The 15730-nt window shown below is 69.6% G+C and carries 14 protein-coding genes; 1 reads left to right on the top strand and 13 read right to left on the bottom strand.

The window, feature by feature from the left end:
* Positions 1 to 104 precede the first annotated feature (104 nt).
* The 12 genes from LR393_RS03725 to aspS form a co-directional block, all read right to left on the bottom strand.
* A complete protein-coding gene (locus tag LR393_RS03725; RefSeq protein ID WP_231481555.1) occupies positions 105 to 1328 on the bottom strand; it encodes a type II secretion system F family protein in 1224 nt (407 codons plus the stop codon).
* 11 nt (positions 1329 to 1339) lie between these two features.
* A complete protein-coding gene (locus tag LR393_RS03720) occupies positions 1340 to 2716 on the bottom strand; it encodes a type IV pilus twitching motility protein PilT (RefSeq protein WP_231481554.1) in 1377 nt (458 codons plus the stop codon).
* A gap of 267 nt (positions 2717 to 2983) precedes the next feature.
* Positions 2984 to 3826, bottom strand: a complete 843-nt coding sequence (locus LR393_RS03715; protein WP_231481553.1) for a shikimate dehydrogenase — start codon at positions 3824 to 3826, stop codon at positions 2984 to 2986.
* Positions 3827 to 3839: 13 nt separating this feature from the next.
* Positions 3840 to 4979: an endolytic transglycosylase MltG gene (gene mltG / locus LR393_RS03710; protein ID WP_231481552.1), complete on the bottom strand. Its 1140-nt coding sequence runs from the start codon at positions 4977 to 4979 to the stop codon at positions 3840 to 3842.
* Between the two features lie 13 nt (positions 4980 to 4992).
* Positions 4993 to 5502 (bottom strand): Holliday junction resolvase RuvX, encoded by a 510-nt coding sequence (gene ruvX / locus LR393_RS36155; RefSeq protein WP_331282904.1) that lies wholly within the window; start codon positions 5500 to 5502, stop codon positions 4993 to 4995.
* 26 nt (positions 5503 to 5528) lie between these two features.
* Positions 5529 to 8195, bottom strand: a complete 2667-nt coding sequence (gene alaS, locus LR393_RS03705; protein WP_231481551.1) for an alanine--tRNA ligase — start codon at positions 8193 to 8195, stop codon at positions 5529 to 5531.
* A 110-nt stretch (positions 8196 to 8305) separates the two neighbouring features.
* A complete protein-coding gene (locus LR393_RS03700) occupies positions 8306 to 8620 on the bottom strand; it encodes a DUF6167 family protein (protein ID WP_231481550.1) in 315 nt (104 codons plus the stop codon).
* A gap of 7 nt (positions 8621 to 8627) precedes the next feature.
* Positions 8628 to 8984, bottom strand: coding sequence for a DUF948 domain-containing protein (locus LR393_RS03695; protein ID WP_231481549.1), 357 nt, complete (start codon positions 8982 to 8984; stop codon positions 8628 to 8630).
* A gap of 153 nt (positions 8985 to 9137) precedes the next feature.
* Positions 9138 to 10529, bottom strand: coding sequence for a replication-associated recombination protein A (locus tag LR393_RS03690; protein WP_231481548.1), 1392 nt, complete (start codon positions 10527 to 10529; stop codon positions 9138 to 9140).
* A gap of 10 nt (positions 10530 to 10539) precedes the next feature.
* Complete coding sequence (locus LR393_RS03685; protein ID WP_231481547.1) at positions 10540 to 10731, bottom strand: hypothetical protein; 192 nt, start codon at positions 10729 to 10731, stop codon at positions 10540 to 10542.
* Positions 10732 to 11192: 461 nt separating this feature from the next.
* Complete coding sequence (locus LR393_RS03680; RefSeq protein WP_231481546.1) at positions 11193 to 11513, bottom strand: hypothetical protein; 321 nt, start codon at positions 11511 to 11513, stop codon at positions 11193 to 11195.
* Between the two features lie 110 nt (positions 11514 to 11623).
* Positions 11624 to 13438, bottom strand: coding sequence for an aspartate--tRNA ligase (gene aspS / locus LR393_RS03675; protein WP_231481545.1), 1815 nt, complete (start codon positions 13436 to 13438; stop codon positions 11624 to 11626).
* Between the two features lie 234 nt (positions 13439 to 13672).
* Between aspS and LR393_RS03670 the strand changes: the two genes are divergently transcribed.
* Entirely contained in the window at positions 13673 to 14986 is a 1314-nt protein-coding gene (locus tag LR393_RS03670; protein WP_231481544.1) for an Rv2578c family radical SAM protein, read from the top strand.
* A 9-nt stretch (positions 14987 to 14995) separates the two neighbouring features.
* On the opposite strand, the gene LR393_RS03665 is transcribed toward LR393_RS03670, so the two are convergent.
* Complete coding sequence (locus tag LR393_RS03665; RefSeq protein WP_231481543.1) at positions 14996 to 15694, bottom strand: MBL fold metallo-hydrolase; 699 nt, start codon at positions 15692 to 15694, stop codon at positions 14996 to 14998.
* Positions 15695 to 15730: the final 36 nt, after the last annotated feature.

The raw sequence follows: 15730 nt of genomic DNA, 5'->3' as shown, positions 1-15730 counted from the left end.
GCCGGTTGACCTGGCGCGACTCGATGACCTTCGTGGTATCGGCTGCCCTGAGCGGAACTTGAGGTACCAGAAATTAGAACTTACTGGCCCTTAACGCTTTTGATTTACGAGATCAGGTTGAACACGGAGAAGATGGGCATGTAGAGGGCCACGATCATGGCGCCGATGATCGATCCCAGGACGGCGATCATGAGCGGCTCGATGATGCTGGTCAGGGCCTCCGTGGTGGCCTCGACCTCCTGGTCGTAGAACTCGGCGATCTTGTGCAGCATGTTGTCCATCGCGCCGGTGTCCTCGCCGACCGCCAGCATCTGCACGACCATCGGCGGGAACACCTTGTGTTCCGACAGGGGCGCCGCCAGCGGTTTACCCTGGCGCACGCTCTCCTCGACGGCCTTGGCCGCGTCCCGGATGACCACGTTGCCCGCCGCCTCACCGACGATCTCGAGGCTTCGCAGGATCGGCACCCCGGCATGCAGCATGGTGCCCAGATTTCTCGAGAAGCGACTGATGGCAACCTTTCTGAAGAGGTCGCCAAAGATTGGGACCTTCAGCTTCAACGGGTCGACGATCTGGCGCACACTCTCCTTGCCCTTGATCCGGCCCCAGACGATCGAGGCCGGGATCGCCACCACGATCAGGATCGGGGCCCCGACCTTCATCGCCGAGGAGAGGAAGACCAGAGCCCGCGTCGGCGCCGGCAGGGTGCCGCCGAGGGTGGCGAACATGTTGCTGAAGGTCGGCACGATGAACAGCAGCATGCCGATGACGGCCACGATGGAGATCACGAAAACGACCACGGGATAGGTCATCGCCGACTTGATCTTGGCTCGGAGTTTGACCTCCGACTCCATGTTCTGGGCGATCTGCAACAGCACCTGGTCGAGGAAACCGCCGACCTCACCGGCCCGGCACATGTTCACCATCAGGGGCGGGAAGACCCTCGCGTGCTTGGCCATCGCCGACGAGAGCGCCCCGCCGGCCTCGACGTCCGCCCGTACCTCGTTGAGCACCTTGGCCAGCGGCACGCTCTCGGTCTGCTCGGCGAGGATGCTCAGGGATTTCAGCAGGGACAGGCCGGAGTCGATCATCGTGGCGAACTGGCGGCTCATGATCGCCAGGTCCTTGAGGTCGACCTTGTTGCTGCCGGGGAGCTTGATCTCCACGCTCAGGCCGGTGTTGGCCTGTTTCACCTTCAGCGGCGCGAAGCCCTGCTGCCGCAGGCGCTGGACCAGCACCTCCTCGCTGGGTGCCTCCAGCTTTCCCTTGAGGAGTTTTCCCTGCTTGTCGCGGTAGGAGTACTCATACCGCTTCGTCGCGGTCGCCATGACGCCGCCCCTCAGGCCCGGCCGGTGAGCCGCTGGAAGTCGTCGGCGTGGTGCGCCTTCTCCAGGGCCTGGTCGTACGTGACCCGGTGGGTCTTCACCAGCTCGGCCAGACACTGGTCCATCGTCTGCATGCCGTGCTGGGCACCGGCCTGCATCGACGAGTAGATCTGGTGGGTCTTGCCCTCCCGGATCAGGTTCCGGATGGCACCGGTGGCGAACATGACCTCGGTGGCCGCGACCCGGCCCTTGCCGTCGGCCGAGCGCACCAGGGTCTGGCAGACCACGCCCTGCAGAGCGCCGGCCAGCTGCACCCGTACCTGTTGCTGCTGCTCGGGCGGGAACACGTCAATGATGCGGTCCACGGTCTGCGCGGCGTCCTGGGTGTGCAGGGTGCCGAACACCAGGTGACCGGTCTCGGCCGCGGTCAGCGCCACCGAGATGGTCTCCAGGTCGCGCAGCTCACCGACCAGGATGATGTCCGGGTCCTGGCGCAGCACGTGTTTGAGAGCAGCTCCGAACGAGTGCGTGTCCTCCCCCACCTCGCGCTGGTTGACCAGGCAGTTCTTGTTCGGGTGGAGGAACTCGATGGGGTCCTCGACGGTCATGATGTGGTCGTGCCGGGTGCGGTTGGCCAGGTCGATCACCGCGGCCAGGGTCGTCGACTTGCCCGAGCCGGTGGGGCCGGTGACCAGCACCATCCCGCGCGGCAGGGCCGCCATGGCGGCAACCCGGGGGTTGATGCCGAGCTGTTCCAGAGTCTTGATCTCGAACGGGATCACCCGCAGGACGGCCCCCATCGCCTCCCGCTGCCGGTACACGTTCACGCGGAACCGCGAGGCGCCGGGCACGGCATAGGCGAAGTCGAGCTCCAGGTTCTCCTCGAACCGCTCGCGCTGCTTCTGCGTGAGGATCGCGTAGATCGTCGACTGGATCGCGTTCGCGTTCAGCGGCGGGTGGTTCGGGACCGGCGCCAGGTGCCCGCGGATCCGGACCAGCGGCGGGGCGCCGTTGGCCAGGTGCAGGTCGGAACCGCCCTGCTGGACCAGGAAAGCGAGCACGGCATGCAGGTCGAACCCGGGTGTTTCATGGCCCCGGGTCTGCTGCTGCGGAACCGGGGGCTGTTGTTGTGGGGGCTGAGAGTGATGTGCGGGCTGACGCTGGGTCTGCTGCGGTATCGAGGCCGGCTGGGGGGCACTGTGGCCGGCCGGCGCGGAGTGCTTCCCGGGTGCCGTCGCGGGCATCAGACCCGGCTCGGTGGGCGGCATCAGCCCGGGCTGACTTCCCGGCTGACCGGCGGGTCGGGCCACCGGTTGCGGAACGTGCTGGGGAGGGAGAAGCCCGGGGGTCGCCGGCTGAGCTGCGGGCTGCCCGGGATAGCTGTTCTCCACCGGATCCTCCTAGGCACCGTGCCGGGGCGGTCCGCGGTCACGCCCGGCGGCGCACGTACGGGCCACCGGTCCGTAGGCCTTTCGGCGGAAAGGGGCTCCCGCTTGAGTCACGACGACAGCTGAGAGCCACCGGCCGGATCTGTACACGATCAAGGCGCAAGACGTGAGGCCCCTTCCGGCCCCGGAGCAGTGGGGGGAGGTTTTGCCTGATCACGGACGAGGTGGAGGGGCGTTGGCATGACGGTCGCCGACGGCGATTCGGGCGGCTCAGCGCTCGGCGAGGGCTTTCTCGCCCGCGGCCCGCATGTCGTCGAGTGGGGCGTCCAGTCCGGTCATCAGCCGGACCTGCTCGGCGGCCTGGTGCAGCAGCATCTCGAACCCGCCGACGGCCGCACCCCCGGCCGAACTCCACCGTGAGGCGGCATCGGTCGGCCACGGGTGGTAGGAGACGTCGAGCATCGCGCCGCGTGGGGGATCCGTCACGGTGAGACCGGCGGACCAGGACGAAGCCGCCTCCCCCGGGAGGGTGACGATGACAGCGTCAGCTGCCGCCACGTCCTCAAAGGCAGTTAGATCACTGATTCTTGCCGCCACCCCGAGCTTCGCCGCGACCTCCAGTACCGGACCGGCCCGCCGGGCCGACCGGGCCTGCACGACCACGGACGAGCACCCCAGCCCGGCCAGCGCCGCCACGGCCGAGGCCGCGGTGGCACCCGCCCCGACGACACAGCCCACGGTGGCGGACGACAACCCGGTCGAGCGCAGCGCCTGGACGATCCCGTGCACATCGGTGTTGTGACCCACCGGGTACCGTTCGGGAGTCCACGTCACCGTGTTCACCGCGCCCACCGCGTCCGCAAGCGGTGTGACCGAGGCCAGCAACGGAATCACGACGCGCTTGAGCGGCATGGTGAGCGACAGGCCCGACCACTCCGGCCCCAGACCGGCGAACCAGGCCGGGAACGACGACTCGTCGAGCTCGACCGCCTCGTACGACCACCCCGACAGCCCGAGAGCGGCGTACGCGGCCCCGTGCAGGACGGGTGACAGCGAATGACCGATCGGGCTGCCGAGCACGGCCGCGCGGTGCGCGGCCGTGCTCGTGGACACGTGCGGCACGGTCTCAGTTACCGGGATTGGCGCGCAGCCAGGCCTGGAACTCCTTGACGTACATGTCGTGCTCAGCCATCGTCCTGGCGAACTTCGTCTCCCCGGTGGTGGGGTTCGTGGCGACGAAGAACAACCACTCGCCGGGCGTCGGCTTCAGCGCCGCCGCGAGGGCGGCCTTGCCCGGGTTACTGATCGGCCCGCGTGGCAGCCCGGCGTACATGTACGTGTTGTACGGGCTGTCGCTGGCGCGGTCGGCCGACGTGGTGGTGACGTTGAACTTGCCCGTGGCGTAGCTGACGGTCGAGTCGAGCTGCAGCTTCATGCCGATGTCGAGACGGTTCGTGAGCACGCGGGAGACCTTGCCCATGTACTTCTCGTTGCCGGCCTCGGCCTCGATGATGCTGGCCTTGATCACGGTCTCGCGCAGCTGCGAGTCGGGGATGCCGAGCTCGTCGTAGGTGTGCTTGCCGCGGGCGACCATGGCGGTCAGCGCCTCGGTGGCGGTCACGTCCGGACCGAACTGGTAGGTCGCCGGGAAGAGGAAGCCCTCGAGGTTGCCGTTGGCGGCCTTCGGCAGGCCGATCTCACCGGACTTGGCGGCCTTGCCCAGGTCGGAGCGCTTCAGCTCCAGGCCCTTGGAGATCTTGGTGAGCGCGTCGGCGACCCGGGTGCCCTCGGGGATGGTGACCTGGCGGGTGATCCGGTTGTCCGGGTCGGCCAGGATCTCCAGCGCACCGGCACCGGACATCTTCTTCTTCAGCTCGTACGTGCCGGGCTGGATGCCGTTCGCCCGCTTGTCCTCGGCGGCGGCGTCGACGAACGCGACGGCGGTCTTGGTGACCCCGGCCTCGGTCAGAACCTGCGCGATGACCCGGCCCGAGGCGCCCTCGGGGACGACCACCTTGACCGCGCCCGAACCCGGGCCGGCGTAGTCCTTGGGCTCGGTCAGCCGGGACACGATGGGAGCCAGTGCCAGATACGCACCGTAGACACCACCGGCGGCGACGAGCAGGGACACCAGGAGGACGGTGGTGGTGCGGCGGCGCCGGTTCTTCCGGCGCTTGCGCATCTGCCGGTCACGCCGGCGGCGGCTCGGTGGTGGTCCGGAGAATCCACCAGGGAGCACGTCATGCAGCGACGACACATCGCTCACGCCGCAGCCTCGCTCACGTCAGTGCCTCTCCATGGCCAGGGCCCGGACCATCCGGACCCGATTCCAGGACGACCGGGGACCCCGGGGGCCGGCCGGACGAGCGTTCGCCGTCCAGTGCCGACTGAAGGATCACCACTGCCGCCGCCTGGTCCACGACCGGTCGGCGTTTACGTCCTTTCACACCAGCTTCGCGAAGCCGCTGGTGTGCGGTCACGGTACTGAGCCGCTCGTCCACGAGGCGAACCGGTACCGGGGCAACGCGACGGGCGACTTCGACAGAGTACGCGCGCGCGAGGCCTGCCGCTGCCCCCTCAGCCCCCGAAAGTGACCGCGGAAGTCCTACGATTACCTCACATACCGACAGTTCGGTCACGAGGAGTGCAATTCGCTCATAGTGCGCATTACTGCCCTCGACGACCTGAACGGTCTCCAGCGGCGTCGCGAGGAGCCCGGCACCGTCCGAGAGGGAGAGACCCACCCGGACGCTGCCGACGTCCACACCCAGCCGCACGCCGGGACGCATCCCGGCGCCGGTACTGCCGTACATGCTCAGACCGATCGCTCGGCCACGACGGACTGGATGCGCTGAAGTGCCTCGGCGATCTTCGTCGCGTCGGTACCGCCGCCCTGGGCCACGTCGTCTTTGCCACCGCCGCCGCCACCGAGGACCTTGGCCGCCTCACGCACCAGCTCGCCGGCCTTGACACCGCGGGCGCGGGCCTCCTCGTTGGTGGCGATGACCACGACCGGCCGCTCCTTGGCCACGGCCGCGACCGCGACGACGCCCGCCCGCGAACCGGCGATCCGGCCCCGCACGTCGAGCGCCAGCGCCCGCGCGTCGGCCGGGTCGACCGGGCCCGCGTCGTGCGTGACGACCGCGATGCCGTTCACGTCGGCCGCGGAGTCCACCAGCGACGACGCCGCGTTGAGCAGCGCCGTGCGGCGGCCCTTCTCGAGCTCCTTCTCGGCCTCGCGCAGTCGCGCGACGAGCGAGTTGACGCGCTCGGGCAGCTCTTCCGGGCGCACCTTGAGCGCCTCGGTGAGCTGGCTGACCAGCGCCCGCTCACGCCCCAGGAACCGCAGGGCGTCGAGGCCGACGTAGGCCTCCACACGGCGGGTGCCCGCACCGATCGACGACTCGCCGATCAGCGTGATCGCACCGATCTGCGAGCTGTGCTCGACGTGCGTGCCACCGCACAGCTCCCGCGACCAGGCCCCGCCCATCTCGACGACGCGGACCTCCTCGTCGTAGGTCTCGCCGAACAGCGCCAGCGCGCCCAGGTCACGGGCCTTCTCGATCGGCATGTAGGTCGCCGAGACCGGGTAGTCGTACCGCAGGGCCAGGTTCGCGACCTGCTCCAGCTCGTCGCGCACCGTGGACTCCAGCGCGGAGGTCCAGGCGAAGTCCAGGCGCAGGTAGCCGGGCCGGTTGAACGAACCGCTCTGCAGAGCCGTGGGGCCGAGCACCTGCCGCAGCGCCGCGTGCACCACGTGGGTGCCGGAGTGCGCCTGGCAGGCCGAGAGCCGCCACTCGCGGTCGACGCTCGCGAGCACGTCGGCGCCGGAGCTGATCGTGCCCTCCGTGACCTCCACGGTGTGCACGATCAGGCCCTTGACCGGGCGCTGCACGTCGAGCACGCGCAGGCGCGCCCCGTCGGCGGTGATCTCGCCCTCGTCGGCGATCTGGCCACCGGACTCGGCGTAGAACGGCGTGCGCTCCAGCACGACCTGAACGGTCTGGCCCTTGTCCGCGACCTCGATCGGCGAGCCGTCGAGGATCAGGCCCCGCACGGTCGAGTCGGTGGACAGCTCGCGGTAACCGGTGAACTCGGTGATGCCCGGCTCACGCAGCGCGCGGTAGACCGAGGTGTCGGCGTGACCGACCTTCTTCGACTTCGCGTCGGCCTTGGCCCGGTTGCGCTGCTCGGCCATCAGCCGGCGGAAACCGTCGTGGTCGACGGTCAGGCCGTGCTCGCCCGCCATCTCCAGGGTCAGGTCGATCGGGAAGCCGTAGGTGTCGTGCAGCTGGAACGCGCGGTCGCCCGACAGCGTTGTCTCGCCCGCCGACTTGGCGCTCGCCACGGCGGTGTCGAGGATCGTCGTGCCCGAGCTCAGCGTGCGGGTGAACGCCTGCTCCTCGGCCAGCGCGATCTGGCTGATGCGGGCGAAGTTGGTCTCCAGCTCGGGGTACGACGCGCCCATCCGGTCCTTGGACACGGTCAGCAGGTCGACCATCGAGGGGTCCTGCACGCCGAGCAGCCGCACCGAGCGGGTGACGCGGCGCAGCAGCCGGCGCAGCACGTAGCCGCGCGCCTCGTTCGACGGTGTCACGCCGTCGCCGATCAGCATCAGGCCGGAGCGCACGTGGTCGGCGATGACGCGCATGCGCACGTCGTCCTGCGGGTTCGCGCCGTAACGCTTGCCGGTGATCTCCTCGACCCGGGCGATGACCGGGAAGACCTCGTCGATCTCGTACAGGTTGTCGACGCCCTGGAGCAGGCTGGCCATGCGCTCCAGGCCCATGCCGGTGTCGATGTTCTTCGACGGAAGCGGTGCCTCGACGTCGAAATCGATCTTGGTGCGGACCTCGCTCAGCATCTCCTGCATGAAGACGAGGTTCCAGATCTCCAGGTAGCGGTCCTCGTCGGCCTCCGGCCCACCGTCCGGGCCGTACTGCGGGCCGCGGTCGAAGTAGATCTCGCTGCACGGGCCACCCGGACCGGGAACGCCCATGTGCCAGTAGTTGTCGGCCAGGCCGCGCTGCACGATGCGCTCGTCGGGCAGGCCGGCGATGCGCTTCCACAGCTGTCGCGACTCCTCGTCGCCCTGCAGCACCGTGACCCACAGACGGGACTCGTCCAGGCCGTAGCCGCCGTCGGACTGGTCGCGGGTGATCAGCTCCCACGCCAGCTCGATCGCCTTCTCCTTGAAGTAGTCACCGAAGGAGAAGTTGCCGTTCATCTGGAAGAACGTGCCGTGTCGGCTGGTCTTGCCGACCTCGTCGATGTCGAGGGTCCGGATGCACTTCTGGACGCTGGTGGCGCGCTCGTACGGCGGTGTCTCCTGCCCCAGCATGTAGGGCTTGAAGGGGACCATGCCGGCGTTGACGAACAGCAGGGTCGGGTCGTCGTACAGCAGCGGAGCACTCGGCACGACCGTGTGCCCACGAGTCGAGAAGTACCGCAGCCAGCGGCGGCGGATCTCTGCCGTCTCCATGGATCTGACCTTTCGCGTCACAGTGCGATTCGCATCGCGTTCCGGTGGTTAACCTGCAACGTCCACGGTGCCGGGTCGGCACCGTGGACGGCCAGGGAATTACCGGGAGCTCAGTAGTACCGGGGGTCGTTCTCAGGACTGTCCGGGTCGTCGTAACGCCTCGGACCGGTGGGGTCCTGCATCAGCGATTGTGCGGCCTGCGGGTCGAGAGTCCCGGCGTCGACACCCAGTGCGATCCGCAACTCCTGCTCCCGCTCGGCCATTCCCTCACGGATGACCTCGGCCATCTCGCGCAGGCCGTCACCGACGGAGCTGAGCGAGCTGCTCAGCCCGGCCGGTGTGTACTGCTCGACGGTCTTGGTGAACTTGTGCACGACGTACACGCCCGCGCCGGCCCCGACCGCGATCCAGAAGAGCCTCGCCATCCTCAGCTCACCTCTTCCGCTTGCGGCCGCTGACCGCCTGGCGGACGCCGTAGCTGAACGCCGCGACCTTGACCACGGGCGAACCGAGCGTCGCGGCGAACAGCGCCGTCAGTGCCGACACGTTGGTCGACACCTGGGCCACGTTGTTCGTGATGGTGTCGACCTTGCCGAGCTGTGCGTTGGTCGACGCCACGGTCGTGGTGACCTCCGCCAGCAGCGGAAGAGCACCGTCCGAGAGGCCACGTACGGTCACGCGGGTCTCATCCAGCACCTTGCCCAGCTTGATCAGGGGGTACGCGAGCGCGCCGACGAGGAGGACGAAGGCTACGGCCGCGATGAGTCCGGCGATACCGCCCACCGACATGAGATGTTCCCTTTCATCGCGCGCTGCGGTGTGAGTTGTCCGGGCTTCTCCGACGCGGAAAACCGGCCGGATCCCTGCCGAACGGGGTTGACCCTATCGTGGTCCGGCAGTACCGCAGTCCTGGTGGTTCCGCACAGGCGTGTGAAAGGCCTTTCAGCGGCGCTTGAGACCGCCCCGCAGCACGGAGCGCAACCGCGCCAGCCGCTCCGTCATCCCGCGTTCCGCGCCCCGGTCGGTCGGCACGTAGTACTCCCGCCCGGCCAGGTCGTCGGGCAGGTACTGCTGTTGCACCACCCCGTGCGGATGGTCGTGCGCGTACTTGTAACCGCGCCCGTGGCCCAGCTTCTTGGCCCCGGTGTAGTGCGCGTCGCGCAGATCGGGTGGCACCGGCCCGCCCAGCCCGCCGCGCACGTCCTGGACCGCCGTGTTCAGCGCCATGTACGAGGCGTTCGACTTGGGGGCCATCGCCAGGTGAACCGTGGCCTGGGCCAGTACGATCCGGCCCTCGGGCATGCCGATCATCTGCACCGCCTGGGCCGCCGCGACCGCCACCGGCAGAGCCGTCGGGTCGGCCATCCCGATGTCTTCCGAGGCCGAGATCATCAGCCGCCGGGCCAGGAACCGCGGGTCCTCCCCCGCCTCGACCATCCGGGCCAGGTAGTGCAGCGCCGCGTCCACGTCGGACCCGCGGATGCTCTTGATCAGCGCGCTGGTGATGTCGTAGTGCTGGTCGCCCTCCCGGTCGTAGCGGACCATCGCCGTGTCCACGGCCTGCTCGACGTCCGGCGCCGTGATCTCGGTGTTCTCACCCCGGCTGAGCGCACTGCCGGCCGCCGCCTCCAGCGAGGTCAGGGCGCGGCGGGCATCGCCGGCGGAGAGCCGTACCAGGCCCTCGACGGCCTCCTCGCCCAGCGTCACCGTGCCATTCAGCCCGCGCTCGTCCTCGACCGCGCGCCGCAGCAGCCCCTCGATGTCGGAGTCCTCGAGCTGGCGCAGCGTCAGCAGCAGCGAGCGCGACAGCAGCGGGGAGATGATGCTGAACGAGGGGTTCTCGGTGGTGGCCGCCACCAGGATCACCCAGCGGTTCTCCACGCCCGGCAGCAGGCCGTCCTGCTGGGACTTGGTGAACCGGTGGATCTCGTCGAGGAACAGCACGGTGCGGATGTCGTGGCGATCGCGCTGTTCGCGCGCCTCCTGCATCACCTGGCGCACGTCTTTCACGCCGGCGGTGACGGCCGAGAGTTCCACGAACCGGCGCCCCTCGGTGTTCGAGACGACGTGGGCCAGCGTGGTCTTCCCGGCTCCCGGGGGGCCCCAGAGAATGACGGACGCGGGTCCCGCCAGTCCGTCGGCCCCCTCGGCGAGGCGGCGCAACGGGGAACCGGGGCCCAGCAGGTGCCCCTGGCCGACCAGTTCGTCAAGGGTACGCGGACGCATCCGGACCGCCAGCGGCGGCCGGTCGCCGGTGCCGGCCTGCCCGAGACTGCCCGGGCGGGCGGCGCTGAGGGCGGCGGCGGGGGTGTCGGAGGAGAACAGATCGGCCATCAGCAGAAGATTAGCTGTCGCCGGCCGGTCCCCCGCCCGAGCGGGTCAGCAACCACTGCACGACGAACGAGACGACGGCGGCAGACAGACCCACGACCAGCCCGGGCAGGAACCCGTTGCCGAGCACCAGGTTCATGATCACGCAGATCACCAGCACGACCACGGCCTGGATCGCCGCTCCCCGCCACTGCCGCGGGGTCATCGCTGTGCACCGATCTTTGCGTGACTCATGGGTAACAGATTAGTGGCCAGAACGGGGGACGTGCCTGCTCACCTTCCCGATCACAACGTGCGGACGCGAGTCACGGGCTTCAGAGGGCGGGCCACGGGTGTCGTGGACGCGGGTTACGCGTCTCGTGGACGCGGGTCACGGGTGTCGTGGACGCGGGTCACGCGTCTCGTAGGCGTGGGTCACGGGATTGAAAGGCTTGGGGACGCGGGTCACGAACCTTGCGGACGCAGGCCCCCGGCTTGAGAACGCAGGCCCCCGGTCTCGTGGACGCGGGTCACGGCGAACGGAACGAGGACGGTCACCGACTGAGCCGGGGACGGTCAACGACCGAGCCGGGGACGGTCACCGACCGAGCCGGGGACGACGCGAACCCGGCCCGCGAGCGCCGTGGCCCACGGCGTCCTCAAGCACCTCGTTCCGCCGACCTTCACTCAGTCGCCCCCGCCGCCCCCACCGTCTGAGCCGCCGCCGTCCGAACCACCGCCGTCCGAACCGCCGTCGGATCCGCCGTCGGAGTGCCCGTGGTGGCCGGAATCTCCCGACCCGCCGCCGCTCGAACCGTCGATCGAGTCGCCGTACGACCGCGAGCGCCCGGGGTTGCGCCGCCGCGACAGCAGGCCCGCGAATCCCCCGGCGAAGCCCACCACCACACCTGCCTTGGCTCCGCCCTCACCGTCGAGCATCGCCCCGATGATCCCCACCAGCACGGCGGCGAGAAGCCCACCGCACAGAGCCTGCCCGATCCGACCCATCCCTGGCTCCTCCGCCTCGTGCCCTGCGTCCCGCGGGGCCTACCCCCCATTGGACGCACAGAACCCCGGCCGGGTTCGGAACACGACCGGGGTTCTGCACGATCGGACGGTCAGGCCTTGGCCTTCTCGCCCTCCGTCTTCTCGCTCTTGTCACCGTCGGTCTTGGGCTTCGGCGGGGTGTAGTCCACGCCGGCCTCCTTGCGCTGGGCCGGGGTGATCGGGGCCGGCGCGGCGGTCAGGGGGTCGTAGCCGCCACCGCTCTTCGGGAACGCGATGACCTCACGCAGCGAGTCGGCGCCCGACAGCAGCATGACGATGCGGTCCCAGCCGAAGGCGATACCGCCGTGCGGCGGGGCGCCGAACTTGAAGGCGTCGAGCAGGAAGCCGAACTTCTCCTGGGCGTCCTCGTCGCTGAGACCCATCATCGTGAACACACGCTCCTGCACGGACCGCTGGTGGATACGGATCGACCCACCGCCGATCTCGTTGCCGTTGCAGACGATGTCGTAGGCGTAGGCCAGCGCGTTGCCCGGGTCGGACTCGAACTTGTCGATCCACTCCGGCTTGGGCGAGGTGAAGGCGTGGTGCACGGCCGTCCAGGCGCCCGAGCCGACCGCGACGTCACCGCTGGCGACGGCGGCGGAGGCCGGCTCGAACAGCGGGGCGTCGACGATCCAGACGAACTCCCAGCGGCTCTCGTCGATCAGGCCGCAGCGCTTGCCGATCTCCAGCCGGGCGGCGCCGAGCAGGGCCCGGGCCTCGGCGGTCACGCCGGCGCCGAAGAAGACGCAGTCGCCCGGCTGGGCCCCGACGGCCTGCGCCAGACCGGCGCGCTCGGCCTCGGAGATGTTCTTCGCGACCGGACCGGACAACTCGCCGTCCTCACCGATCAGCACGTAGGCCAGGCCCCGGGCGCCGCGCTGCTTGGCCCACTCCTGCCAGGCGTCGAGCTGACGGCGCGGCTGGGAGCCACCGCCGGGCATGACCACGGCGCCGACGTACTCGTTCTGGAAGACCCGGAACGGCGTGGCGGCGAAGTACTTGGTCATGTCGACGAGCTCGTTGCCGAAGCGCAGGTCGGGCTTGTCGCTGCCGTACCTGGCCATCGCGTCGGCGTAGGTCATGCGCGGGATCGGCGTGGTGATCTCGTGGCCGATGAGCTTCCACAGCGCCGTGACGATCGACTCGCCGATCTCGATCACGTCGTCCTGCTCGACGAACGACATCTCGATGTCGAGCTGCGTGAACTCCGGCTGGCGGTCGGCGCGGAAGTCCTCGTCGCGGTAGCAGCGGGCGATCTGGAAGTAGCGCTCCATGCCGCCGACCATGAGCAGCTGCTTGAACAGCTGTGGACTCTGCGGAAGGGCGTACCAGGAGCCGGGCTTCAGCCGGGCCGGCACGACGAAGTCGCGGGCGCCCTCGGGCGTGGAGCGGGTCAGGGTGGGCGTCTCGATCTCGACGAAGTCGCGGTCGAGCAGCACGTTGCGCGCGGCCTGGTTGACCTTGCTGCGCAGCCGGATGGCCTGGGCCGGGCCGCTGCGGCGCAGGTCGAGGTAGCGGTACTTGAGCCGCACCTCCTCGCCGACGTCGATGTGGTCGTCGAGCTGGAACGGCAGCGGGGCGGACTCGTTGAGCACCTCGACCTCGGTGGCGATCACCTCGATCGCGCCGGTGGCCAGGGCCGGGTTCTCGTTGCCGTCGGGACGCGGCGAGACCTCGCCGGTGACCCGCAGGCAGTACTCCGCGCGCAGGTTGTGCGCCACCTTCTCGTCGCGGACGACCACCTGGGCGACGCCGGAGGCATCCCGCAGGTCGACGAACGCCACGCCGCCGTGATCCCGGCGGGAGGCGACCCATCCGGTGAGGATGACGGTTTCGCCGACGTGACCGGAACGCAGGGATCCGGCCGTATGGGTGCGCAGCACGGTGTGGCCTCTCGAAGTTTGTCTGATCCTGAAATACGGACGCCCGCGATTCTACGGACGCGCGCCACGCGGTTCACGCCGGTTTCCCCGCGCGGCGCGCCCGAGGCCTTCGGGGTCGACTAATCCCGCGAAGTGAGTGACACTCCGTAGCGACCACGCATGGGTCCCGCGTCGTCCTCGATCCTGGACCGGCAGGTGCTTGCGCCATCGTTCGAACAGGTGTTCGATGAAGTCATGCGCTGGGATTCACAGCGGGTCAGCGGTGTCACCCCCGGACCGCACGGAGGGTCCGGTCCGGTGGTGACACCGTCGCTGCCCGGGCTGGACGCGCCCGCCATCCGCGGGTTGCTGCGAACCGTCACCACGCCGGAGTTCGCGGGGATCACGTTCCACGAGGTGATGGCCCGCAGCGCCCTCAACCGGGTGCCGGGCGACTCGCCGATGCCGTTCCGCTGGACCGTCAATCCTTACCGAGGCTGTAGTCACGCCTGCGTTTACTGTTTCGCCCGGGGCACCCACTCCTACCTGGAGCTCGACACCGGGGCCGGGTTCGACAGCGAGATCGTGGTCAAGACCAACCTGGTCGAGGTGCTGCGCCGCGAACTGGCGCGCCCGTCCTGGAACCGCGAGCACGTGGCGATGGGCACCAACACCGATCCCTACCAGCGGGCCGAGGGCCGGTACCGGCTGATGCCCGGGGTGATCCGCGCGCTGGCGACCTCCGGCACCCCGTTCTCGGTGCTCTCCAAGGGCGGGCTCCTGCGGCGCGATCTGCCTCTGCTGCAAGAGGTCTCGGCCGAGGTACCGGTGGGCCTGGGCATGTCGATCGCGATCTGGGACGAGGCGCTGCACCAGAGCCTGGAGCCGGGCACGCCCAGCCCGAAGGCCCGGCTGGAGGTGGTGCGGCAGGCCCGCGAGGCCGGGCTGCCGTGCGGCGTGTTCCTGGCCCCGGTACTGCCCTGGCTGACCGACTCCGACGAGCATCTGGACGAGGCGATCGGGAAGCTCGCGCGGGCCGGGGCCACCGGCGTCACCGTGGTGCCCCTGCACCTGCGGCCCGGGGCCCGTGAGTGGTTCTTCAGCTGGCTGCAGCGTGAGCACCCGAAACTGGTGCGGCGCTATCGCGAGCTGTACGGCAGCGGCGCGTACGCATCGAAGGACTACCGCCGCTGGCTGGCCGCGCGGGTCCAGCCGCTGCTGCGGCGGCACGGCATCGTTCCGCCCTCGCCCGGGGCGCAGGAGCGGGACGGGCACGCGACATCGCTCGAGCCGGCCGACCTGCGCAGGAGTGAGCGGCGTGAGGAGATCGAAGGGGCGCTGGAGGGCGGTCAGCCCGGTGGTGGCATCCGGCGCATCGGGCCGGCCGCTTCTGATGGCCGGGATTCCGGTGGCCGGGATCCCGGTCGCCCGGGTTCCGGTCGCCCGGCCGCGGCGCGGTCACGGGGGCCGGGCCTGAACGGCATTCCCGGGGATCCGGAGAGCCGTTACCCCGAGGGCAGCCTGCCGCCGATCGCGGAACCGGAACGCGAGCAGCTCCGGCTGCTGTGATCGGGACTTCTACATCACGGCGCGCAGGAACGGGTTGTCGCGACGCTCGCGGCCGATCGTGGTCGGGGCGCCGTGACCGGGCAGCACCAGCGTGGAGTCGTCCAGCGGCAGCACCCGTTCACGCAGCGACCGGTCCATCGCCGCGGAGTCGCCACCGGGCAGGTCGGTACGACCGATCGAGCCGGCGAACAGCACGTCGCCACTCAGCAGGGTGGAGGTCAGGCCGGAACCGTCGGCCGTACCCTCGGGCACCCCGTCCAGCGAGAACATCACCGAGCCCTCGGTGTGGCCGGGGGCGTGCACGACCCGCAGGTCCAGACCCGCCGACGCGAGCGTCTCCTCGTCCACCATCGTCCGGATCTCGTCGGGTTCCTTCCAGCCGACGCTGCCGAACTGCTGGCGCAGCATGTCGCCGAAGGCCTCGGGCAGCGAACCGACGGGATCGGTGAGCCGGTACCGGTCGTCGGTGTGCACGCTGAGCGCGACACCGTGGGCGCCGCAGACCGGGGTCACGGAGAACACGTGGTCGATGTGACCGTGGGTCACCACCACCGCGGCGGGCTTCAGCCGGTACTCGGCCAGCACGTCCGACAGCTGACCCACCACGTTGACGCCCGGATCGACGATCACGCACTCCTCGCCCGCGGCCGGGGCGAGGATGTAGCAGTTGGTGCCGAAGACCTCTGACGGGAACCCGAGAACGAGCATCCCCCGAGACTAGGGCAGGCTGGACCCGACACGATC

The sequence above is a fragment of the Kineosporia mesophila genome (genome assembly GCF_021129235.1).
Taxonomy (GTDB): Bacteria; Actinomycetota; Actinomycetes; order Actinomycetales; family Kineosporiaceae; genus Kineosporia; species Kineosporia mesophila.
This window is presented reverse-complemented; position numbering and strand designations above follow the sequence as displayed.